The organism is Nitrospirota bacterium (genome assembly GCA_040757335.1).
In the GTDB taxonomy this organism is placed as follows: Bacteria; Nitrospirota; Nitrospiria; order 2-01-FULL-66-17; family 2-01-FULL-66-17; genus JBFLXB01.
The window spans coordinates 104961-126718 of the sequence record JBFLXB010000005.1; the positions used below are offsets into that span (position 1 = coordinate 104961).

Consider the following 21758-nt stretch of genomic DNA (forward strand, 5'->3'; position numbering starts at 1 on the left):
TGCGGGGCGTGTCGTGTTGACCGTCATTTGCGGTCCCTTTCATCCCCATCTCGAACAGGCTCTCTCCAATGATCTGATTGCTGCCAAGGCCAATGATCCACTGGCGCCTCTGCTCGTGGTCGTGCCTTCGGAATCCCTGCGACGGCGGGTCGTCGGGCTCCTTGCCGGCGAGCGGCGTCAGGCCTTCCTCAACCTCTCGATCCTGACCTTTCACCAATGGTCGCGTCGTCTGGTCGAGGAGGCGACCGGACGCCGCCATCCCGCGCTCACCGACGATCACGCGTTCGAGGAGTTGACGCGCTTCTTGCTCGAACGCTCGGCACCGGGGGGCCCGTTTGCCGGCGTGGCGGCGACGCGCGGCGGCTGCGCCGCGCTCTGGCAAACCCTGCGCGATCTCAAAGACGCCAAGGTCCCGCCGGAGGCGTTCGTCGACGCGGTCTCGGAAGGCGTCTTTCCGGAGGAGAGCGCCACTAGGTTATCGGCGCTGGCGACTCTGTACCGAGACGTGCTCGCGGCGTCGCGATCCGCGGAGTGGATCGATTACACCGACCTGGACGCCGCCGCGGCCGAGGCGGCCTTGAAGTCCCCCTACCTGCACGCGCAGCGGACGATTGCCTATTACGGGTTCTACGACCTGACGCAGGCGCAATACGACGTTTTGCGGGCGGTGGCGACGCGCGCCGAAACCGCGGTGTATTTCCCAGTTGTCTCGGGTGACGCGGCGTGGGCGTTCGCCGAACGATTTCTCCGGCGGTATTTGGTGGGTCTGACCACGCGGCCGCTGCGGGTGCTGGACGGACCGGCCCCGGCGCGTTCGGCCACCGTAGTCACCTGTTCCGGTGCGAACGACGAAGTCGCGGTCTGCGCGAAAGAGATTCTGCGGTTGGTGGAGGAGGAGGGCGTCGCGTTCGAGGACATCGGCGTGGTCGCGCGGAGCCTCGAACCGTACGCGGACACGATCGCCCGCGAGTTCGGCCGCCACGGCATTCCCTTCGTGACCACGGCGCAGCGGAGTCTCTCGCGCTTCCCGCTCGCCCAAGCCGCGGTGCGGCTGCTGCGGATTGCCGAAGGGGAGCCGACGCGGGACGACGTCGTCGATGTGCTCTCATCCCCGTGGTGCCGCGTCGAGAGTCTGGTCCCGGGCGCCGAAGCCGCACCCGCGTGGTGGAGCGAGCTGGCGCGGTCGATCGGCGTCATCCGCGGGTACGAAGCGTGGGCCCTGCTGGGGGCTGCGTCGGGACCGGAGGGGAGCGGTGAGGGCGAGTCCGCCACGCGGGGCGATCAGGCAGCCGTGCTGCTGCGCGCGGTCTACACGCTGCGCGACGCGTGCGCCGGGTTGCCGGAGGCCGCGTCCGCCTCCGCACACGCGGAGGCGTGGCACGCGCTGCTCGAATCCTTGTTGGGAGTCTCCCCGGAAGCGGAGCTCGAGGACGGCGATGAGGACGAGGCGGGCGACGATGCAGTGTCGCGAGCGTTGATCGCGGCCTTTGCGGATCCGGCGCGCCTGGACCCCATTCGGCCGATCATGACGCGGCAGGCCTATGTCGAATCCGTGCGTCGCCGGATCGAGGCCACGGTGCTGCCGATGACCGACCGGCGCGGCCGAGGCGTGCTGGTCAGCGATGCCACGGCCGCACGCGGCGTCGAATTTCGCGTCCTGTTCGTGTTGGGGCTCAACGACGGAGCCTTCCCGCGGGTGGTGCGCGAGGATGCGTTTTTGCGGGACCACGACCGACGTCTCATCGAGACCACGCTCGGCTACAAGATTCCGGAAAAGCTCGCGGGCTACGACGAGGAACGCCTGCTGTTCGCCGCGCTGGTCCAAGCGGGTCGTGAGCGCCTGGTGTTGCTCAACCAGCGCGCGGACGACGCGGGCCGTGAGTTGGCTCCGTCATGGTATTTGGCCGCGTGGCAACAGGCCGCGGGCGCCGCGATCGTGGAGGTTCCCCGCCGGATGCGCGAGAAGCTGCAGGCTCCGCCGTTTGACCGTCTCGAGCGGTACACGCCCCGCGAAGCCGCGATCCTCGCCGCGCTTCTGGGTGCCGACGCGAGTCGTCTCGCCGACGATCGCACCGCCGCGTTTCTCGCGCGGGCGGGGCGCCTTCGTCGCGCCGTCGATGCATGGGGCACGGGGCTGTCGTCGTTCGACGGCGATCTGGGGCCGCCGAGGGAATGGCTCGCCGAAGTGCTCGCGCGTGGATACACCGCCACGGGGCTCAAGACGTACGCCGAGTGTCCGTGGCGGTACTTCCTCACGGAGGTGTTGGGCATCGCACCGCCGGCCGATGTGCAAGAGCGCGCGGGCCCGACGGTCCGGGACTGGGGTCTGCTGGCCCACGAAACCCTGGCGCGGGCGTCTCGGGCTCCGGCCGAGCCGATCGACTCGATCTGGCGCGAGGTGTGCGACCGGCATGCGCGGCGGCACGCGATCGGCTACCCGCTGGCGTGGGAGCTCGGGGTGGAACGGTTCGGGCGCGTCCTGGCCGAGGCCCTGGCCGACGACCGGGAGGAACTGGCGCGATCCGGGTACGCGCCGATCGAGGTCGAAGTGACCTTGAGCGGCGTGCTGGGCGGCGGGCGGGACATCCCGATCCGTGGCCGTCTCGACCGCATCGATGCGGGGACCGACGGTGGCCTGCGCGTGATCGACTGGAAGGTGCAGTGGGCGCGCTCGGGCGACCGCCGGGCGGATCCGGTCGCGGCGGCGCTGCGCGGCCAGGCCCTCCAGCCGCCGTTGTACGCGGCGCTGGCTCGGGCGCGCGCGTCCACGCGCGGCGAGGGGCGGCCGGTCGCAGTCGCGGTGTACGCGATTCGGCCGCGAGCGAACGACCCCCCGGTGTCGCGCGCGCGGTATGAGCCCGACGCGGACACGGCGGAGCGCATCCGGACCACCATCGCGACGCTCGTCGACGGCATCGAGGCCGGGGTGTTTCCCATGATCCCCGACGTGTATTGCGCGCGGTGCGACGTCTCGATCGCGTGCCGCCGCAGACACGCGCCGTCGCGCGCCCGCGCCGAGCGGGATCCCCGGACGGGCCGGATCGCGGGAGTCCGGCGCACGCCGGTTCGCGTGCCTGAGGCCGCGCCGTGATCGCGCCGGGCGACGCGGCCGAACGCGAACGCGCGATCCGCACGTTCGACGCCAACGTCGTGGTGACCGCGGGCGCGGGCACCGGCAAGACCACGCTGTTGGTCGAGCGCCTGGTGCACTTGGTGGTGCGTGACCCGGACCCCGTGCCGGTGACGGCGATCGTGGCGTTGACCTTTACGAACAAGGCCGCGGCCGAACTGGTGGTGAGGTTTCGCGAGCGCCTCCAGGCGCTGGCCGCGGCCGCGGACGGTCCCGCCGAGGCGGGCGTTGCGGACGAGGCGTCCGACGAGGTGGCGGCCCTGGTGTCGTGGACCCGTACCTCCGCTGCGGTGGTCGGCGCGCGGCTGCGCACCGCGCTGACGGATCTGGACCGCAGCCACATCGGGACCATCCACGCGTTCGCGGCCACGCTGCTCCGGCTCTTCCCCATCGAAGCCGGCGTGGACCCCAGGTTCCGCGAGGCCGATGAAGCGGCGCGTCGCGACCACCTGGCCGAGGCCTGGGAGGCCTGGCTGCAGCGTGAGTTGAGGCGCGAGGCGCCGCGCACCGCGCTCTGGCAGCGACTGCTCGAACGCGCGACGCTCGATGAACTCTTCGAGCCGGCCGCGGGGTTGAGCGTCGAGTCCATCCCGGCGTCGGCGATCGGCGGGTTGACCACGGTTCCTCCCCAGGTCGAGGCGTGGCTGACCGCGGCGTGCGACGAGGCGCGCAGGCTCTTGGCGGCGCACGTCCCCCACCGGCGGGCCATTGAACAGCGGCTGGCCGCCGCGGAACGCGTCATCGCGGCGTCGGCGGACGGCCGCGCCATCGACAGGGCCGCGGCCGAGTCGGTGGCGAACGAGGTGACATCGGTGCCCAGGGGGTGGGACGCGGGGGAGGCAGCTCGCGCCAAGGCGTTGATCAAGCTGGCGCGCCGGCTTTGCGCGGTGGACGCCGAGACCGTGGCCTTGCTGGGCGAAGGGCTCGCGCCCTTTGTGCGCGAGTGCCGCGCGTCGTTCGCACGGGCGGGTTGGGTGACCTTCGACGGGCTCCTGGCGCGGGCGCGAGACCTGGTCCGCGATCATCCCCGTGTTCGCGAAACGCTCAAGCGGCGCTTCGGCGCGCTGTTGGTCGACGAGTGCCAGGATACCGATCCGATGCAGTACGAGATTTTATGCTTCCTCGCCGAGGCCCCGGGCGCGTCGGCCCCAGACTGGCGCAGCGTGCGCCTCGCACCGGGCAAACTGTTCATGGTCGGCGACCCCAAACAGTCGATTTACGGCTTTCGCGGCGCGGACCTCGAAGCGTACCAAGACGTCGTGCGAACCGTGCTTGCGCAAGGGGGGGTGGAATGCACGCTAAGCACGAACTTCCGAAGCCGCGGCGCGATCCTCGACGCGGTGAACGCCGTGGGGGAGCGGCTGCTGGTGCACCGCCCGGGTCTCCAGGCGGCGTACCAGCCGATCGCGTCCGCGGCCGGCGCATCCGGCGGGGTGAAACCGATCGTCCGGATCGTGCGCTCGCCCGGGGGCACGTTCGACGCCGCGGACGCGCGAGAAGCCGAGGCGGACAGCCTGGCGCAGTGGCTGAGCCAGTCGGTCTTCGGCGCGGTGACGGTCCGGAATGGGCGGGGCCTGGAAAAACGCGCCGAGCCGGGTGATGTGGCGGTGCTGCTGCGCGCGCTGACCGACGTCCACGTCTACCTCGAAGGATTGCGCCGACACGGGATTCCGTACGTGGTGGAGGGCGAACGACGGTTCTTCGCCGCGCCCGAAGTCGTGGACGCGATCAATGTCCTTCGAACGTTGGCGTCGCCGCACGACGCGGTTGCGCTGGCGGGCGTGCTCCGTTCGCCGCTCGGCGCCGTGACCGATCCCGAGTTGTATGAGTTGGCGCGGTCGGGTTGGCTGGACTACCGCGTGATCGAAACCGACGCCCCGCCGTGGCCGTGGCTGCCGGCCACGCTCTATCGCGAACTTTCGGCCCTGTCACGGGACATCCCGCGCCTGCCCGTGGACGAGGCCATCACCGCGGTGTTCGACCGGCTTCCGCTGCAGGTGCTGGCCGCCGGCGGTCCGTACGGCGATCAGGCCGCCGCGAACCTCGACAAACTGGAGCGGATCGCGCGGGAGCTTGTCGCGGACGGTCTGTCGTTCCCGGGATTGGTGGCGCGCCTGGCCCATCGAGTCCGCGACGAGGTCGAAGAGGGGGAGAGTCCGCTGGTGGATGAGGCCGTGAACGCGGTCAAAGTCCTCAGCGTGCACAAAGCCAAGGGACTCGAATTCCCGATCGCGGTGCTGGCGGCCGCCCACGGCGGACGGCGATCGGGTCAACGACCCACCGTGCTCAGGCATTGGAGCAGCGGGGCGGTCGGCGTCCGCGTGGGAGACGTGTCGTCGCTGGCCGGCGTCTATCTGACGGAGCAGCTGGCCGTGAAGGAGGCGGAGGAAAGCCGCCGACTGCTGTACGTGGCCATGACGAGGGCGCGCGACCTGCTGGTGGTGTCGGGCGCGGAAACCGGGCGCGGGCCGGCCCCCGACGGCCCCGCGGCGTTGATCGCCGAGGCGTCGGACACGGTGTGGGGAACGCTGCCGCCGACGGATTCCGCCGCGGCATCGCTGTTCGACTGGCGCGTGGTGGAGGCCGAGCCCGCCCGGGGAGCCGGGATGTTCCGGCCGGCCGCGAGTCCCGCGTGGCCCGAACCGTCCACGTTCGCGTCGCGGTGGGCCGAGCGCGCGGCCCGAGCCGAACGAATCGCCGGCACGCCGAAGTTCGTGACCCCCACCGGGTTTGCGGCCCGAACCGGGGCGGCGCGCGTCGCTCGAACCGCCGCGAGGTCCGGCGCCGGGCACCGCGCGCGACGGATCGGAACCTTGGTCCACGCCTTCCTGCAAGGCTGGGACTACCGCGCCGACATCGGGCGCTGGCCCGCTGAAATGGAGGCGTTCATGGCGGTCCAGCACGACGACGGTCTCGCGGTGACGACCGATGAGCTGCGGGACATCCTGGCGCCCTTCTTCACATCCCCCCTCTATCAAGAGCTGGCTGCGGCGCGTATCCTCGGCCGCGAGGTCCCGTTGATTATGCCGTGGGATGATGCGATCATGGAAGGCGTCATCGATCTGATCTACGAGCGCGACGGCCGCTTGTATGTGGCCGACTACAAGACCGACGCGGTGGATGCGTCGTCGGCTCGCGCTGCGGCGGAGCGCTACCGGGCTCAAGGCGACGTGTACGCGCGGGCGGTGCGGGAAGGGCTCGGCCGGGACGTCCACGCGTTCCGGTGTCTGTTCCTGCGGCCGGCCGTGGCGATCGATTTGCCCGTGCGCGGCCGCGGCTGACTGGGAGATCGCGATGTTCATCAAGCGTGAGGACTATACCTACCTCGAAGGCCTGTATCGCACGCTGGCTCCCGCCCAGCAAGAACGGTTCATGACGAGCCTGTTGGGCAAGGGCAAACCGGGTGAACTGGCTGAACGCGTTCGGATCGTGGGGGACGAGATCTACGGCGAGCAGGGCGTGGATCAGAAAGACTGGGTCACCCGCACGATGATCAAAAAGGCGTACAAAGACGCGAAACAGGGGTAGAGCGAATGGCTGATTCGTTGATCGTGGTCGAGGGCGTTAAAAAAACCTTCCACCGGGGAGGGTTCGACCTCAACGTGCTGGACGGGATCGACCTCAGGGTGGAGCGGGGCGCGTTCCTGGCGCTGATGGGTCCCTCGGGGTCAGGAAAAACCACGCTGCTCAATCTGATCGCCGGCATCGACCGTCCCACCGCCGGGCGGATCGTGGTCGAGGGGACGGACATCGCGGCCCTGTCCGAGCGCGCGCTCACCGCGTGGCGCGCCCGCCACATCGGCTTCATCTTTCAGCTCTATCATCTCATTCCGGTGCTCACCGCGCTGGAGAACGTGGAGCTGCCGCTCACGCTGACCCACTTGTCGCGCCGTGAACGCCGCGAACACGCGTTGACCGCCCTCAAGGTGGTGGGGCTCGCCGACCGTGCCGACCACGCCCCGCGACAACTGTCCGGGGGCCAGGAGCAACGCGTGGCGATCGCCCGCGCGATCGTGACCGATCCGACGTTGATCGTGGCCGACGAGCCGACCGGCGATCTGGACGCGCAGTCGGCGGAAGAGATCCTTTCGCTGCTCGCCCGCCTGCACAAGGAGTTCCGCAAGACCATCGTCATGGTCACGCACGATCCCCACGCGGCCGCGCGGGCGGAAGTCATCCGGCGGTTGGAAAAGGGGGTGTTGACGGCGGCGGACTCACGATAGTCAACGCCCTGCGGGGTTCGGTCGCAGCGCGCTGAGGCGGCTTTGAGCCTCTTGGACGAGCACACTGAACTTCGGTTGGTCACCGGCCAGTTTTAAAAACGCTTCGTACGCTTCGATGGCAAGGTCCGGACGGCCGGTCTTCCAGTAAATCGTTCCCAGGCTGAAGTAGGGGTTCGGAAGCTTGGGACCCCGCTGGATGGCGGCCAGGCAAGCCCGGCTCGCTCGGTCGAACGCGCTCTCTTGCACGTAGAGCGCACAAAGATCGTTGTACAGAATCGCGTTCGGGGGCAGTCGTGCGGTCGCTCGCTCGAGGACGTTGATGGCTGACGCCGGGTCCCCGGTCAATCGGTGCGCGCGAGCCAATATCATATGGGACGATGGGTCATCGGGATACTTGTTGGCGACGTCGGTCCATAACGTCACGGGGTCCTTCCACGCGGGGTTTCGTTGCACGACTGAAATCCCCATCGCGAGGATCAGTCCGGCGATGAGCAGCCGAGCGGCGATTCGGTTGCGGGCCAGACCCTCTCCCCAACCGGCCGCCAAGAGTGGCGCGGCGATCACGATCAAGCCTACCGAAGAAAAATACCCCCGGTTCTCTTGGTAGAGGTCCATTTCTGTGAACATCGCCAGGACGGCGATGGGGAGCAACCCGACCGGAAACCATGTGAGCCCGAAAGACAGGAGCGGAACACGTCGGTAGAGCGCGACGCTCAACGCCACCATGGCGACCAACATCGCACAGCCGGTGATCACTGCGGGATCGGCCACGGTCGCCGCATAATCCTTGGGATGGAAAGCGGACAACTGGACCGGAACCAGTTGGCCTTGAAGGGTCTTTTTGAACACCATCGCAAAGGTCAAAAACACGGTCCCGATGTCGTTCGGCAAGGCTTTCGGCCCGAAGGCGCCAATGACCATCCACCGCACCAGCAGGAACGCAACCGATACGGATAAAAGCGCGAGATGGGGTGCAATCCACCGCCTCAGCCCTTTTACTCCCACGCCACGAACGTAGACGTCGTACGCCACGAGGAGGACGGGGACGACGATCGCGGCTTCTTTGGCCAAGAGCGCGGCCGCAAACGAAACCAGGGCGCCAGCGAGCGCGGAAACCCGTCCGGTTTGACGGAACCGGATAAAAAAAATCACGGTCAGCAGCGACCACAGCGTGTAAAGGACGGACGATCGGGCCGTAATATAGTTGACCGCTTCGGTGTGAATGGGGTGAACCGCGAAGAGGACCCCGCCCAGGATCGCAGCCATGGGGCTTGCAGAGAGGTGCCAGAGCAGCAACACCACCAAGACAGCCGAGACCGCGTGTAACCCGATATTGACGACGTGGTATCCGGTGACGTCCGAACCGCCCCACGCGTAGTTCAACGAGTACGTCACCATCACCAGCGGTCGATACCCCCGGGTGGGGAGATGGGCCGCTCCTGCGGTGGCCGAGCGAAAATGATCGAAAAGGGAGGCGGAGGGATGAACGCTGGGGTTCTCCAGGATCAGCCAGTCGTCGTCGTTGTGAAACGCGTTCGGTAGCGAGTTATAGTAGATCGCGATCGTTCCGACGACGAGGAGCGTCCATCCCCACCACGGGATGGGAGGTCTCCATGCTGATGGAGGGGCGTGGCGGCCCTTCAAACACGCGCCGAGCGCGCTGACCCATGCGCGGAGGTGCGTTCCCGGGGCGTCGGAGCGCGTCTGTGGTCGTTGCGGCGCGACGCTTCCCATCAGGTCCTAGCTGGACCTCGTCTTCCGCGACGCGTCGAAGGATCTAGCGAGGGCCACGAAGACCGGATTGGAACGCGTCCACTAGTGCTCTTCCTTGACCAGGTTCTTGTTCCAGTCCGGGATCTCGACCACGAGGTCCATGGTTCCGTTGGGAACGGTCTGGCAGCCCAAGCGAGACTGGAGCGTGGTGGCCGGCGCTTCATCGAGTTGGTCGAGTTCGTCGTCGGTCGCTTCGTTGCACGATTCCAGGCCCTGCTTCACGATCACGTGGCAGGTCGAGCACGCGCACACGCCTCCACACACGTGTTCGAGGTCGATACCCGCCCCGAGCGCGATATCCAGGATGCTGCCGGGCTGGCCGGTCGGTCCGTATGGGATCTTCTCCGGGTCGACGGTCACGGACACGCCCTTGTTCACGAACGTGATCGTGTACGGTTTTTGCGGCAGTGTAACCTTGGGTTTGGCGATATAGGGATTCGTTCCCCCCATGTGATCCTCCGAGTGTCAGACGCAATACGGCTCCCCAATCTACCACACTGCTTTTGCCCCCGCCAAGGCGCACACGCCGCGAACGTGCCCTGCGTTTGGTCGAACGGATCGTCTATACTGAGCGCGTAACGACACGGATCTGGAGATGCAAAATGGTGCGGCGTTCACGAGGCAGACGGGTCACGCGCTCCCGGGCCGGCACAGGACACCCGCCGGTTGACGGGACGTCCGCGCTCTGGACCGACGCGCAGATCGTGCCTCCGCCGCTCGACCGCCCACCGGGGTCGCGCGTGCTGGTGCTGGCTCCGCACATGGACGACGAAACCCTGGGCTGCGGCGGCAGCCTGCACCGGCACGTTCTCGCGGGCGAAGTCGTGACGGTGGCGTATATGACCGACGGTCGCAAGGGTGATCCGGCCCTCAACGCCAGAGTACTTCCGCTGCAGGAACGGGAGCGGTTGGAGGACGCCTTGGCCGCTGCGCGGCGCGAAGAGGCGCGAAAGAGCGCGGCGATCCTGGGCGTGACGGACCTGCGGTTCCTCGGGAACCGCGATCAAGAGCTGCGCATCACGCCCGATACCCGACGGCAGGTGTGCGAACTCCTCGTCGAACTGAGGCCGGATCTCGTCTACCTGCCGTTCCCCACCGACCACCACCCCGACCACCGCGCGACCAATCGGATCTTCCTGTCCGCTTTGGGCGGGTGCCGGGGGATCGATCCGCCGTGGTGCTGCGGGTTCGAAGTGTGGGCGCCGATCGAACCGAATTGCCTGGTGGACATCACGTCGGTCGCGGAGATCAAACAACGAGCCTTGGCCCAGTTTACCAGTCAAATGGCGACGATCGACTACAGCCGCTGCATCATGGGTTTGCACGCGTATCGATCGATCGCCCATCTTCGGGGACGCGGGTTCGCCGAGGCGTTCGTACTGCTCGCGGCGGCCGACTATCGCCGGGAGGCATTACGGTTCCTGCGGCGGGCCGGCGGCTTGAATTTAGCCACCCGTCGAGGTAGCATACCGCGCACTACTCATGGAGGGGAGAGGGGGTGAGCGGGATGAAAAAGGTTATCTTGGCAGCGGTCGCGGTGTCGATGATGTGGGCTGGTTCGGCACTGGCCGGTGCAGCGGGGAATGTAAGCGGCGAGGTCACCAAGGTGGACGGCGAGATGGTGACCATCAAGATGGCCGACGGCACGTCCAAGGCGGTCCACGTTGATCCGGCTGGAACAAAGAAGGAAGGTGAAATCAAGGTCGGGGCACACGTGGCCGCAGACGTCACGTCGAGTGGACACGCGAACTGGATCAAGGAAATGAAAGACGATAGTATGGGGACGATGAAGAAGTGAGTCCCCGTGTGGGAGATCGGTACGCTCCGGCGCCTGTCGAGCCCCGTCTCGGCGGGCGCCGTTTGTTTGGCGGTCGGTGATGTCGAGCCCGGTCGCGCTCATCCTGGGGGTGGGATTGCTGGCGGGGGGTGTCGCCGTGGCGTTTTGGTGGTTGGACGAGCCGGAGCGGGCCATTCCCGGCGTGCTGCTCTCAGTAGGACCGGCTGCCAAGGCTGCCCCTTACGCTGTGGCTCAGGGCGCGGTGACGCACGGAGAGGCCGTGCTAATAGATTTTGGCGACGGCGACTTCGCGTTTTTTGTGAACCGATCCGACGACGTGCGCGCGTTGATCAACGGGTGCGGGGAACGCGTGGCGCCGGTCCGACACGAGCGGTTCCCTCTGCTCGTGGACGCGCGTTTTCACGTTCGAAACGTGCCACCGTACCTGGTCGAGGCGCGCTCGGCACGGTACCTGTTCGATCTGCACGCCTCGCCCAGTTTTTCCGATTGCCGCTAGCGACTACCAAACCACAACGGTATCAGCATCCCAGATCATGTCCATCAGGCGATCGTCTTCGATCAGTGGATAGGGCGTCGCGGTTTTGCGCGCGTGCGCGTCGCCCGCGAGCACGAACGTCGGGCACGGTAATCCCGGCTGTGCGGCAACGGCGTCTTGAATGAGGATGATCGAGCACGAATCAGTGGCCGCGGTCTGGTGGGCGAGCAGGTCCCACGGATGAACCGATCCGGCGGATTTCACGATGTGCAGCGTCCCGGCCATTCTTAGAACACCACAAATCGATCGGCTTGGCCGATGAGCTTGGCGATGTCCGGCGGATCGACCGGGACGATCCGGTAATCGCTGTCACCCGCGTCGCGTCCCTTGAGCGCGGCCCGCTCCACGTAGAATCCCGGCTCTAGCGCCTCGGCCAGCGAAGGCAAATACTTCTCCACCTCCTCGGCGCAGGCTGAATCCTCGGCCTCGGGAAACAGAAGCGCGACAGCCGGTCCCCGCAGCACCACCGATACGGTATGCGACCCACTGCCCAATCCGAGCGCGATGCGGATCGCCTCGCCCGGCCGGGCGCTGGTCATGGGATCGCCGGTGATCAAGACGAGAATGCGGCGGGCCGGCATCAGTCGAACGCGAGAAACCGGTCGCAACCTGCGATAATGTCGGACAGCACCACCAGGCCGCAGAACGTGGCGCGATCATCGATCGGCACCCCCATTTTCTGCGCTCCGAACGCGCACACGAACAGCTTGGCCCCACGGCCGGGCAGACGCTGGATGGGCGGCGTGTCCAGGCAGCGCGTGCCCTCGTCGATCAAGTACAAGTAGACATCGTCTCCGCGGCGCATCGCGGCGTCGGAGAGGCGAGCCACGGTGTCGAGGTTGGGGTGTTCAGGACCGGTGGAGAGCAAGAGACCAAGTTTGCGACGAGTGCTGGTCACGGCGGCGATGCTATCAGCCGATTGAAGATGATGTCAATTTGATAAACAGCAGGTCATATGTCTCCGTTCAGCGACACGTGTCGCTATGATGGGGGCGTTTCCCTACCGCGTTCCAGTCCGGCACGAGGAGGCCTACTTTAAGAAATTAGGGGCATCCAATTGATCTTCTGACGCTTACCCGATCAACTCTCTCCGGTCGTTCGCGCATCTGAAGCTGGCACGAGGGTTGCCTCTCTCCTGTGTCACGTTGGCAGCCGATCACTCTGTGCTGTTGCCGGAGGCATCCCATGGATGCAGTGAAGTGGCGCATCAGGCACCACCCGCCCCACCACGTCCGCCGATCAGTTTTTGCCAGACGATATCAATTAAAGACAAGCGTTTGTGTTTGCAAGTCTTCGATGAAGAGTTTAAGCCTCGTGGTGTACGCGTGAGCCGTGTATGAACACGAGGTCACGGAGCTACGAGCGAGGAGCGGACACTCTCGTCCCCCCGTGTAGATCAGGAGGGCTTGGTCATGCGCCCAATTCACCGCGAGACCTTGACCATCACAAGGAGGGAGACCATGAAGACCGGCTATATCAAAGTGCTAGGACTAATGTGTTTGGTCTCACTTATTTTTGGCCCTACTCGTACTGCGAATGCGGAGCTGACATTCTCGGACCCAGTAAGTATCTCTCAATCGCCCTTAACGTTCTCGGGAGTAGATGCTTCGGGAGGAAATGTCTTCGGATATGACTTCAAGACCTCTGGTACGTCAATTTATGCGGTCTGGTTTGAGTCCCACCAACTTTACAGTGTAAATGACCTCTACTTTTCCAGATCTGCGGATGAGGGAGCGACATGGTCTGCCCCGATCAATATTTCAAATACCCCTCAAACGGTAGAAATGAGGCCACAACTAGCCGTGGTCGGATCGCACGTCTACATCCTATGGAGTGACTCCACTTTAGGCTAGGCTATTTGTTCGCATACTCCCATGATAGTGGCCAGACATTTTCCCCGGCGACCATCATTGTCCCTTCGACTGAATCGTACTGGCCACCCTATCCGGCAATGGCTGCCAATGAGACTGGAATCTACGTGGTGTGGGACCGACCATGCCCTCAATGGGTCGAGCCTGGTGAGCGGGACGGTGAAGGTCAGGTTAGAGGGGCGAAAGCCGTGTACAGACCCGCCCGAAGAACCGGCGGCGCCTGCGGGGCCATATAAGGGATGGTTCTGATCGAGGAGTCAGCTCTGCCACTTGGTTCCGAGAAGAGGAGGAACGGCCATGAATCAGGTCACACTTCGTGAGGGACGTGCTGTGCTCGCCATCGCTTTTCTGTTGCCGTGGTTCACGTCGGAGCCCGTGAACGCGGGGGTGCGGGACAACTCCGTGACCAGTGCGAAGGTCGTTGACGAGAGTCTCACGGGCGCGGATATCCAGAACAACACACTTACCGGCGCTGACATTCAAAACGGATCCCTGACGCGGGGCGATCTCCAACCGGTTGCCCACCAGGTCGTGGTGGCGACGAGCGGCGGAGACTACACCAGCGTGAGCGCGGCGCTGGCTGCCATCACCCCTTCGGCCACGGATCCCTACGTCATCGAGGTGATGCCAGGGACCTACACCGACAACATCTCCATGAAGAGCTACGTGCACCTTCGTGGGGCTGGCCGCGAGGTGACGACCATTCAGTCGCCATCAACATCATCCGATGTGGTGACGCTCACCAACGTCACGAACGCGGCGATCTCTGGCCTGACCATTGCTGGAGGTCGTCACGGGATCAACATGTTTGGTTCGTCTGCCACCATCACGGGGAATACGATTTCCGGGAACAGCCGTCGGGGGATGGTGCTCGACTTTTCCACGCCGATCATCAGAGGAAATACCATCACTGGAAATCTGGATGGAGGGATCGAGAACATTTCTGCGTCACCCACCATCGTGGACAACACGATCACCGCCAACAGCAGCTTTGGAATCGTGAGCAACTCCTCGTCTCCCACGATCGCGCGAAACATCATCACGGGAAACACGGCGTTTGGGATCGACAACATCAACTCCCCCTCGCTTATTCGAGACAACGTGATTGCCGGGCATACCTTCGGCGTGTCGACCATGACCTCTTCATCGTCGACGATCCTCAACAATCGCATCACTGGCAACGCGTCCGCCGATATCAGTGTGGACGCGACGAGCATCCCGAACATCAGCTTCAATCTGTACGACACCATCACCGGGACTACGGGAATAGGGTCGTTCAATGTCAATTCCAACGGCGATCCTGCCCCGGCTCCGTAACGAGCGGAGTCAAGCGACCAGCTTGACGGGAAGGAGAAGCTATGAAGCGCGAGCACGAAGGTGCCAGAGAGCGAACCATCTCACCTTGTTGTCCGTCGGTTCGTGTGTTGCAGTATGGGTCCCGATTCCTCGGTGTTGTGGTTGCGGTCGGGTTCATGTTCCCGCTGGCTGCGAGCTCGGCCGAGACCGTCTCGTTCGCCCCTGCCGTCAACTTTGCGACCGGGGAAGGCCCCCAGGCCGTGGCGGTTGGGGATCTGACCCAAGATGGGAAGCCTGATCTGATAGTGGTCAACGGCAGCGGCAATTCCGTCTCGATCTTATGTGGGAATGGCACGGGCTCGTTCGGAGCGCCCACCCACTTCGCGGTGGGGGCTGGCCCAGTGGCCGTAGCCATCGGCGATCTCAACGGGGACGGGAAGCTGGACGTGGCCGTGGCCAATGCCGACAGCCACAACGTCTCGGTCCTGCTGGGCACCGGGGGCGGTGCTCTGGGGCCTGCCGCGAATTTTCCGGTGGGGAGCAGACCCTACTCGGTAGCCATCGGAGACCTCAACCAGGATGGGAAGCCGGACCTGGCCGCGGCGAACTTCGTTAGCAACACGGTGTCGATTCTGTTGGGGGATGGGACTGGGTCCTTTGGAACGGCCACGGATTTTGCCGCGGGGAACGGCTCAGAGGTGGTGGCCATCGGCGACCTTAACCTGGATGGGAAACCGGATCTGGCCGTGGCGAACTTCTACAGCAACACCGTGTCGATTCTCTTGGGTGACGGCACCGGCTCCTTTGGGGCGGCCACTGAGTTCTGGGCGGGAGAAGCCGCCACGTTCGTGGCCATCGGGGATCTCAATCTGGACGGGAAGCCCGATCTCGCGGTTGCCAGCGCCTATGCCAGCGATGTCTCGGTCCTCCTTGGAGATGGCTCGGGCTTCTTTTCCCCGGCGCTCGCCGTTCCGGTTCATGGGGGCGCGCAGACCGTGGAAATCGCAGACTTTAACGGAGACGGCAAGCCGGATCTAGCTGTGGCCTACACGCTCGCCGGCGTGGTGTCGGCGCTGATCGGGGACGGCACCGGGGCATTCGGGCCCATGGTGGACTTCACCGGGGGCAGCGGACCGTCGTACTGGGACCTCCTGGCGGCCGGAGATTTGAACCGGGACGGCAAACCAGATCTGGCTGTGGTCAACAGCGGGAGCAACACAGTTTCGGTCCTGCTTAATACCACGGTACCGGACCCGGCGCCGGACCTCGTGGTCCAATCGGTGTCCGCGGTGATCTCGGGCGGCGATGTCGTGGTGACCGACGTCGTGCGGAACCAGGGGACCGGTGCGGCGGGGGCGTTCGCAGCGTCGTACTACTTCGCGCAGGATCCCAACGCGCCCGCGAATGGGACGTTGATCGGATCACGAAGCGTGAGCGGTCTGGCTGCGAACGGCGGATACAATGGGGCGACCACGCGGTTCCGGGTACCGAACGCCACGCCGAGAGGGACCTACTACGTGTGCGCCGTGGCGGATTCCGGGAACGCGGTCACAGAATCGAACGAAAACAACAACGTGCTTTGTACCACCGGGCAGTACACGATCGGCCCTGATCTGACTCCCACGTCGTTGTCAGCGTCGATTGCTGGAGCGTCGATCTATGTCTCCGACGTGGAACAGAACATCGGCAACCGGTGGGCGAATCCGTTTGAGGTCTCGTTCTACTTTACGTCGAGCCCGGACGCGTCAACCAGTGGGACGTTCATTGGCACACGGAGTGTGCCTGGGATCGATGGAGGCTCACGAATCAACTCGGCCAACACCAGGTTCGCCATCCCCGATACCACCCCAATGGGGACCTACTACGTGTGCGCGGTGAGCGATTCAGGCGGAGCGGTCGACGAACTCAATGAGGCGAACAACACCCGGTGCACGACCGGCACCTACCTGATCGGCCCCGACCTGGTCGTGTACGCGCTGTCTGTCACGAAGTCGGGTGCGAGCCTGTACGTGAGCGACACCGAACAGAACATCGGCAACCGCCGGGCGGAGGCCTTTACGGTGGCGTTCTACGTGTCCTTGGACTCCGCGTTTGATCAGAGCGATACGCTGCTGGGGACTCGCGCAGTGGCAGGGTTGGCCGGGGGCGGTGCGTCGAATTCGCGGACGACGGTGTTCAGGGTTCCCTCGGGAATTCCGGCAGGAAACTACTACGTGATCGCAGTGACGGATTCAGGGGGCGCTGTGAACGAGCTCAACGAAGCCAACGACGTGCGCGCAACGTCCGCGACCTACGCGCTCCCTTAACCCGGCGAGGCAACCGGATGGCATCTGCCCTCCGGTTGCCTCTGGCCGTCGCCGCAGTGCGCTTGTCCGCTTCGGCGAGGCGCCTCCAAAGCCGGCTGCCCACCGAATTGCGGGCGGGCACGACGTGTGTCGCCGGCGAGCGCACAGTTGACGTCAGGATGATGTATATGATATCGATATACATCGCTTCTGGGCAAAACGATGGACGTGCTGGCCGATGCTCGGGGGTTCGACTGGGATCAAGGCAATGTCGCCAAGAATTGGGAACGCCATCGGGTAACGCCGGCCGAGTGCGAACAGTCGTTTTTCAATCGTCCACTGATCGTCGCTCCAGATGCCGCACACTCCGTTCACGAGGCGCGCTACTATTTGCTCGGTCGGACGGACCGAGGCCGACGGCTTTTTGTTGTGTTCACCCTACGTCGAGACCGCATCCGGGTGATCTCGGCGCGAGACATGACCGAAGGGAGCGTGAGCGCTACCATGCGCAGCCTGAAGAAGGTGCCTAAGTTCAAAAGCGAGGCGGCAGAACGCGAGTTTTGGGCCACCCACGACTCGACCGAGTACGTCGATTACTCCAGGGCGAAGCGCGTGACGTTTCCTCACCTCAAGCCGTCGACCACCACCATCTCGCTGCGGCTGCCGCAATCCCTCCTCGATCATCTCCGACAGCTCGCCAACGAGCGGGATGTGCCGTATCAGACTCTCCTCAAGATGTTTCTGGCGGAACGGGTGGAACGCGAGTTGCGCGGAAAGCCGGCGTGAGTGGGGCTGACGCGGTAACCCTTCGTCCTTCAGTGCATCCTGTCTGACGATCAGCCGCACGCCTACAGCGGCGCTCTGGCGCCTTTTTGTGCCCTCGTGCGGAATCGTGTGCCGTGATAGAATGCCGTGGTCATGCCCCCGATCTATCTCGACTCGATCGCCGCTACCAGACCGCATCCGGACGTGGTGGCAGCGATGCTGCCGTGGCTCACCGAGGACTTCGGCAATCCCATGTCGTTGCACGGGTTCGGGGAGAAGCCGCGCGCCGCGGTCGAAGGGGCCCGCGCCCAGGTCGCGGGGTTGCTCGGGTGTGACGATCGAGAGATCATTTTCACCGGCAGCGGGACCGAGGCCAACACGCTGGCGTTGCGGGGGCTCATGGCGCCGCTGGCGAAGCGGGGCCGGCATCTCATCGTCTCCGCGATCGAGCATCCATCGATCCTGGACACGGCGCGGCGTCTGGAGCGCGAGGGGGCCGCACTAACCATCGTTCCGGTTGATCGTTACGGAGTGGTGGATCCGGGCGCGGTGACGGCTGCGATCCGGTCGGACACGGTGTTGGTATCGATTCAACTCGCGAACCCGGAAATCGGCACGGTGCAGCCCATCGCCGAGATCGCCCGGATCGGGCGCGAGCGGGGCGTGTTGGTCCACACCGATGCGGTGGCGGCGGGAGGGCGAGTCGAGCTGGACGTGCGCGCGCTGGGTGTGGATGCGCTGAGCGTGGCGGCCAACCAATTCTATGGTCCCCCGGGCGTCGGCGCGCTGTACGTGCGGCGGGGGGTGCGGCTCGAACCGCTCCTGGTCGGCGGGGTGCAGGAGGGCGGGCGGCGGGCCGGCGGGCACAACGTCCCGGCCATCGTGGGGATGGGGCGCGCTGCGACTCTCGTAATCGAGCACGGGAAGACGTGGCAGACGTCGATGGCCGCGGGGCACCAGTTATTCGCAAAGCGTTTGTCCGAGATCGAAGGCGTGCTGCTGACGGGCCATCCCGACCGGCGACTCCCGGGTCACGTCAGCGCGTGTTTCGAATACGTGGAGGGCGAGGCACTGGTCCGGGCCTTGGGTCAGGCCGGCGTGGCCGCGGCCAGCGGGTCCGCGTGCAGCGACTTCACCGTGTCCTCCAAGGTGTCCCACGTCTTGTCCGCACTGGGAGTCGAGCCGACGCAAGCGCAGGGATCGATCGTATTCTCGCTGGACCGCGATACCACGGAACCACAGGTCCGCGAAGTCTTGGAGATCCTCCCACCCATCATCGAGCGGTTGCGTCGGCTGTCCCCCCTCTATCGCGTCAACCGGTAGCGGCTCTCCTCGTGGTCGGTGCGTTCAATTGACAAAGCCTGCGGGCTTTTCTATGATATCGATCTCAGCGAAACTATAGGAAAAATCTATGGAATTTGACACCATCGAATCAGCCATCGCCGAAATCGCAGCCGGCCGGATGGTCATTCTGATCGACGACGAGGATCGGGAAAACGAAGGAGACCTGGTCCTGGCCGCTGAAAAGGTCACGCCGGACGCGATCAATTTCATGGCGCGGCACGCGCGCGGACTCATCTGCGTGACCTTGACCCCCGAACGCGCGGACGCGCTGCAGTTGGGCCCCATGGCATCGGAAAACACCGCCACCTTCGGGACGGCGTTCACGGTCTCGGTGGACGCGCGCGTGGGCGTGACCACCGGGATTTCAGCGAGCGACCGCGCCGCCACCATCAACGCCATTCTAAATCCCGCGACCAAACCCGCTGACCTTGCCAGGCCGGGCCACGTGTTCCCGATCCGGGCGCAGCCCGGAGGGGTGCTCAAACGCGCGGGGCAAACCGAGGGGTCCGTTGACTTGGCGCGTCTGGCCGGTCTGATTCCGGCGGGCGTGATCTGCGAGATCATGAACGAGGACGGCAGCATGGCGCGGGTGCCGGAGCTCATGGCGTTTGCGCGCCAACACGGCCTCAAGATCGTCACGATCAAACACCTGATCGAACACCGCATGCAGCGAGAATCGTTCATCCACCGGCTCGCGGAGGCTGATCTGCCGACCCGTTACGGCGAGTTCCGCGTGGTCGTGTACGAGAACACGATCGACCACGGAACCCACGTGGCGCTGGTCAAAGGCGCGGTCCGGCAGGACGAGGTCACGCTCGTTCGCGTGCACTCCGGCTGCGTGACCGGCGACGTGTTCAGTTCCATGCGCTGCGATTGCGGTGAACAGTTGCACGCCGCCATGGCCCAGATCCACAAAGAAGGCGGCGGCGTGTTGCTGTATCTCAATCAAGAAGGGCGGGGCATCGGGTTGGTGAACAAGATCAAGGCCTACGCCCTGCAGGATGAAGGACACGACACGGTGGAGGCGAATCTGGCCTTGGGGTTCAAACCCGACCTGCGCGACTACGGGATCGGCGCCCAGATCCTGGTTGATCTCGGGGTTCGCCGGATCCGGTTGATGACGAACAACCCCCGCAAAGTCGTCGGCCTCGAAGGCTATGGTTTGACCGTGACGGAGCGGGTGCCGATCGAGACGCATCCTCACGAGAGTAACCGCGAGTATCTTCGGACCAAGAAGCAGAAACTCGGTCATATGTTGAACCGTGTATGACGGCCCGGGCCGCGGTCAAAGGCCCGGGGACCCGGTCTCGGGCGGCGATGCGCGCGGGCTCGGGGCGCGGTCTGCGGGTGGCGATCGCCGCCAGCCGTTTCAATCCAGACATCACCGAACAGTTGGTGACCAACTCGCTGCGGGCCCTTGCCGCGAGCGGAGTGGATCGGCGGGCGGTCAGGGTCGTCCGCGTGCCGGGGGCCTTTGAGTTGCCGATGGCGGCACAGTGGTTGTGCCGCGAAGGCGAATACGACGCGGTTATTTGCCTGGGCGCGGTGATCCGGGGCGAGACCCCGCACTTCGATCTCATCGCACAAGCCGTGTCTCGGGGGCTCATGGACGTCGCGCTGAGCGAGGGGCGGCCGGTGGTGTTCGGGGTCCTGACCACCGAGACCGTTGAACAGGCGGAGGAGCGGGCCAGCTCCGAGGGATTGAATCGAGGCGCGGAAGCCGCCCGCACCGCGATCGAGATGGCGGTGCTGGCCAGACAGTTCGCGCAGAAGGCGTGACGTGGGATTTCGTCGCAAAGGACGCGAGTACGCGCTGCAATTGCTGTTTGGCTGCGACCTGACCGGGGCGGGTCATCCCACCAAGGGACGGCCGTTCGGCGACCTGCCGGCGTTTTGGGCTGAGCGCCGCGCGGCGCCGGAAGTGCAAGCGTTCGCGGAGGCGCTCGTGCGCGGCGTGGCCCTGCACGGCCACGACATTGACGCGGTGATCAGCCGACACGCGAAAAACTGGGCCATGGCTCGAATGGCCGCGGTGGATCGCAACGTCCTGCGCATCGCGGTCTACGAGCTGCTCTACGCCCCGGAAATTCCCGAACGCGTGGTGTTGAACGAGGCGATCGAAATCGCCAAAAAGTATGGAAGCGTCGACTCCGGGGCGTTCGTGAACGGCATTTTGGACGACATCGTCAAACACGAACCAGGGGTTATGGCGCAGCGGGAGGCGGAGCGCGTCGATGCGGGTCACGGTCGTCGCTGAGCCGCTGGCTCGCGTGTGCGCCGATATCCTGGTCGCGGGATTCTTCGAGGATGTCCGACCCCCGAAGGGCCTGGCGGGGCACGTGGACTGGCTGACCGGCGGGGGGCTCTCTCGTTTGATCGTGGGCCATCGGGTCAGCGGACGCGTCGCGGAGACGGCGCTGTTGGCCGTTCCCACGTTCTCCACCCCGCGGGTGCTGTTCGTCGGCTTGGGGCGTTCGTCGAACTACAACTACCTGGTATTGCACCAGGTCGCCGAGGCCTTGCGACCCGTGCTGGGAGCGCTCCAAGTCAAGGCCGCTGCTGTGGAACTCCTCGGCACGCAGGTGGGCGGGCTCGATCCCGTGATCATCGCGCGAACGTTTGTCAAGGCCTGGCACAACGGGTCGAAGGATCCGGGGATCGATCTGACCTTCGTGGCCCCCAAGGGCCAACAGCCGCAGCAGCTCGAACACCGGCTGCGTGAAATGGGCATGTGAGAA

General features: G+C 65.2%; 20 protein-coding genes and 1 pseudogene. 16 read left to right on the forward strand and 5 right to left on the reverse strand.

Features of this window, described 5'->3' with window-relative positions; all coding sequences use genetic code 11:
• The first annotated feature begins 13 nt into the window (after nt 1–13).
• The 4 genes from AB1451_04805 to AB1451_04820 are packed head-to-tail and all read left to right on the forward strand — an operon-like array spanning nt 14 to nt 7353.
• Nucleotides 14–3091: a PD-(D/E)XK nuclease family protein gene (locus tag AB1451_04805; protein ID MEW6682231.1), complete on the forward strand. Its 3078-nt coding sequence runs from the start codon at nt 14–16 to the stop codon at nt 3089–3091.
• Complete coding sequence (locus AB1451_04810; GenBank protein ID MEW6682232.1) at nt 3088–6411, forward strand: UvrD-helicase domain-containing protein; 3324 nt, start codon at nt 3088–3090, stop codon at nt 6409–6411. The genes AB1451_04805 and AB1451_04810 overlap by 4 nt, the downstream gene beginning before the upstream one ends.
• 13 nt (nt 6412–6424) lie before the next feature.
• Nucleotides 6425–6658 (forward strand): hypothetical protein, encoded by a 234-nt coding sequence (locus tag AB1451_04815; GenBank protein MEW6682233.1) that lies wholly within the window; start codon nt 6425–6427, stop codon nt 6656–6658.
• Between the two features lie 5 nt (nt 6659–6663).
• Nucleotides 6664–7353 (forward strand): ABC transporter ATP-binding protein, encoded by a 690-nt coding sequence (locus AB1451_04820; GenBank protein ID MEW6682234.1) that lies wholly within the window; start codon nt 6664–6666, stop codon nt 7351–7353.
• Here the strand turns inward: AB1451_04820 and AB1451_04825 are convergent, their stop codons facing one another.
• Both AB1451_04825 and AB1451_04830 read right to left on the reverse strand, forming a co-directional pair.
• On the reverse strand, nt 7354–9087 hold the full coding sequence (locus tag AB1451_04825) for a tetratricopeptide repeat protein (protein ID MEW6682235.1): 1734 nt from the start codon (nt 9085–9087) through the stop codon (nt 7354–7356).
• A gap of 81 nt (nt 9088–9168) precedes the next feature.
• Complete coding sequence (locus tag AB1451_04830; protein MEW6682236.1) at nt 9169–9576, reverse strand: 2Fe-2S iron-sulfur cluster-binding protein; 408 nt, start codon at nt 9574–9576, stop codon at nt 9169–9171.
• A 152-nt stretch (nt 9577–9728) separates the two neighbouring features.
• Between AB1451_04830 and AB1451_04835 the strand changes: the two genes are divergently transcribed.
• The 3 genes from AB1451_04835 to AB1451_04845 all read left to right on the forward strand — a co-directional run bounded on the left by AB1451_04835 (nt 9729) and on the right by AB1451_04845 (nt 11420).
• Nucleotides 9729–10628: a PIG-L deacetylase family protein gene (locus AB1451_04835; GenBank protein ID MEW6682237.1), complete on the forward strand. Its 900-nt coding sequence runs from the start codon at nt 9729–9731 to the stop codon at nt 10626–10628.
• Between the two features lie 5 nt (nt 10629–10633).
• Nucleotides 10634–10924 carry a hypothetical protein gene (locus AB1451_04840; GenBank protein ID MEW6682238.1) on the forward strand — a complete coding sequence of 97 codons (291 nt, stop codon included), beginning with the start codon at nt 10634–10636 and terminating at the stop codon, nt 10922–10924.
• A gap of 79 nt (nt 10925–11003) precedes the next feature.
• The gene (locus AB1451_04845; protein ID MEW6682239.1) at nt 11004–11420 is read left to right on the forward strand and encodes a hypothetical protein; all 417 of its coding nucleotides are present in this window, start codon (nt 11004–11006) and stop codon (nt 11418–11420) included.
• 3 nt (nt 11421–11423) lie between these two features.
• Here the strand turns inward: AB1451_04845 and AB1451_04850 are convergent, their stop codons facing one another.
• The 3 genes from AB1451_04850 to AB1451_04860 are packed head-to-tail and all read right to left on the reverse strand — an operon-like array spanning nt 11424 to nt 12357.
• The gene (locus tag AB1451_04850; GenBank protein MEW6682240.1) at nt 11424–11684 is read right to left on the reverse strand and encodes a hypothetical protein; all 261 of its coding nucleotides are present in this window, start codon (nt 11682–11684) and stop codon (nt 11424–11426) included.
• Nucleotides 11685–11686: 2 nt separating this feature from the next.
• Nucleotides 11687–12040, reverse strand: a complete 354-nt coding sequence (locus tag AB1451_04855; protein ID MEW6682241.1) for a DsrE family protein — start codon at nt 12038–12040, stop codon at nt 11687–11689.
• Complete coding sequence (locus tag AB1451_04860) at nt 12040–12357, reverse strand: hypothetical protein (GenBank protein MEW6682242.1); 318 nt, start codon at nt 12355–12357, stop codon at nt 12040–12042. Before AB1451_04860 ends, AB1451_04855 begins: the two co-directional genes overlap by 1 nt.
• A gap of 1270 nt (nt 12358–13627) precedes the next feature.
• Here AB1451_04860 and AB1451_04865 point away from each other — a divergent pair.
• From AB1451_04865 to AB1451_04905, 9 genes and pseudogenes are all read left to right on the forward strand, one after another.
• Nucleotides 13628–14647: a right-handed parallel beta-helix repeat-containing protein gene (locus AB1451_04865; protein MEW6682243.1), complete on the forward strand. Its 1020-nt coding sequence runs from the start codon at nt 13628–13630 to the stop codon at nt 14645–14647.
• Between the two features lie 41 nt (nt 14648–14688).
• Nucleotides 14689–16932 (forward strand): FG-GAP-like repeat-containing protein, encoded by a 2244-nt coding sequence (locus AB1451_04870; GenBank protein MEW6682244.1) that lies wholly within the window; start codon nt 14689–14691, stop codon nt 16930–16932.
• A 201-nt stretch (nt 16933–17133) separates the two neighbouring features.
• Nucleotides 17134–17337, forward strand: a pseudogene (locus tag AB1451_04875) (BrnT family toxin).
• Nucleotides 17338–17415: 78 nt separating this feature from the next.
• Nucleotides 17416–17697: a BrnA antitoxin family protein gene (locus AB1451_04880; protein MEW6682245.1), complete on the forward strand. Its 282-nt coding sequence runs from the start codon at nt 17416–17418 to the stop codon at nt 17695–17697.
• 132 nt (nt 17698–17829) lie between these two features.
• On the forward strand, nt 17830–18999 hold the full coding sequence (locus AB1451_04885) for a cysteine desulfurase family protein (protein ID MEW6682246.1): 1170 nt from the start codon (nt 17830–17832) through the stop codon (nt 18997–18999).
• An 88-nt stretch (nt 19000–19087) separates the two neighbouring features.
• The gene (locus AB1451_04890; GenBank protein MEW6682247.1) at nt 19088–20290 is read left to right on the forward strand and encodes a bifunctional 3,4-dihydroxy-2-butanone-4-phosphate synthase/GTP cyclohydrolase II; all 1203 of its coding nucleotides are present in this window, start codon (nt 19088–19090) and stop codon (nt 20288–20290) included.
• Nucleotides 20291–20337: 47 nt separating this feature from the next.
• Complete coding sequence (gene ribH, locus AB1451_04895; GenBank protein MEW6682248.1) at nt 20338–20799, forward strand: 6,7-dimethyl-8-ribityllumazine synthase; 462 nt, start codon at nt 20338–20340, stop codon at nt 20797–20799.
• Nucleotide 20800: 1 nt separating this feature from the next.
• On the forward strand, nt 20801–21277 hold the full coding sequence (nusB, locus tag AB1451_04900) for a transcription antitermination factor NusB (GenBank protein MEW6682249.1): 477 nt from the start codon (nt 20801–20803) through the stop codon (nt 21275–21277).
• Nucleotides 21255–21755 (forward strand): M17 family peptidase N-terminal domain-containing protein, encoded by a 501-nt coding sequence (locus AB1451_04905; GenBank protein MEW6682250.1) that lies wholly within the window; start codon nt 21255–21257, stop codon nt 21753–21755. Before nusB ends, AB1451_04905 begins: the two co-directional genes overlap by 23 nt.
• Nucleotides 21756–21758 lie beyond the last annotated feature (3 nt).

Coding starts and splice junctions, on each gene's coding strand:
- AB1451_04815 (MEW6682233.1), top strand. CDS start 6,425: ATGTTCATCAAGCGTGAGGACTATACCTACCTCGAAGGCCTGTATCGC.
- AB1451_04820 (MEW6682234.1), top strand. CDS start 6,664: ATGGCTGATTCGTTGATCGTGGTCGAGGGCGTTAAAAAAACCTTCCAC.
- AB1451_04825 (MEW6682235.1), bottom strand. CDS start 9,087: ATGGGAAGCGTCGCGCCGCAACGACCACAGACGCGCTCCGACGCCCCG.
- AB1451_04830 (MEW6682236.1), bottom strand. CDS start 9,576: ATGGGGGGAACGAATCCCTATATCGCCAAACCCAAGGTTACACTGCCG.
- AB1451_04835 (MEW6682237.1), top strand. CDS start 9,729: ATGGTGCGGCGTTCACGAGGCAGACGGGTCACGCGCTCCCGGGCCGGC.
- AB1451_04840 (MEW6682238.1), top strand. CDS start 10,634: ATGAAAAAGGTTATCTTGGCAGCGGTCGCGGTGTCGATGATGTGGGCT.
- AB1451_04845 (MEW6682239.1), top strand. CDS start 11,004: ATGTCGAGCCCGGTCGCGCTCATCCTGGGGGTGGGATTGCTGGCGGGG.
- AB1451_04850 (MEW6682240.1), bottom strand. CDS start 11,684: ATGGCCGGGACGCTGCACATCGTGAAATCCGCCGGATCGGTTCATCCG.
- AB1451_04855 (MEW6682241.1), bottom strand. CDS start 12,040: ATGCCGGCCCGCCGCATTCTCGTCTTGATCACCGGCGATCCCATGACC.
- AB1451_04865 (MEW6682243.1), top strand. CDS start 13,628: ATGAATCAGGTCACACTTCGTGAGGGACGTGCTGTGCTCGCCATCGCT.
- AB1451_04870 (MEW6682244.1), top strand. CDS start 14,689: ATGAAGCGCGAGCACGAAGGTGCCAGAGAGCGAACCATCTCACCTTGT.
- AB1451_04880 (MEW6682245.1), top strand. CDS start 17,416: ATGCGCAGCCTGAAGAAGGTGCCTAAGTTCAAAAGCGAGGCGGCAGAA.
- AB1451_04885 (MEW6682246.1), top strand. CDS start 17,830: ATGCCCCCGATCTATCTCGACTCGATCGCCGCTACCAGACCGCATCCG.
- AB1451_04890 (MEW6682247.1), top strand. CDS start 19,088: ATGGAATTTGACACCATCGAATCAGCCATCGCCGAAATCGCAGCCGGC.
- ribH (MEW6682248.1), top strand. CDS start 20,338: ATGCGCGCGGGCTCGGGGCGCGGTCTGCGGGTGGCGATCGCCGCCAGC.
- AB1451_04905 (MEW6682250.1), top strand. CDS start 21,255: ATGCGGGTCACGGTCGTCGCTGAGCCGCTGGCTCGCGTGTGCGCCGAT.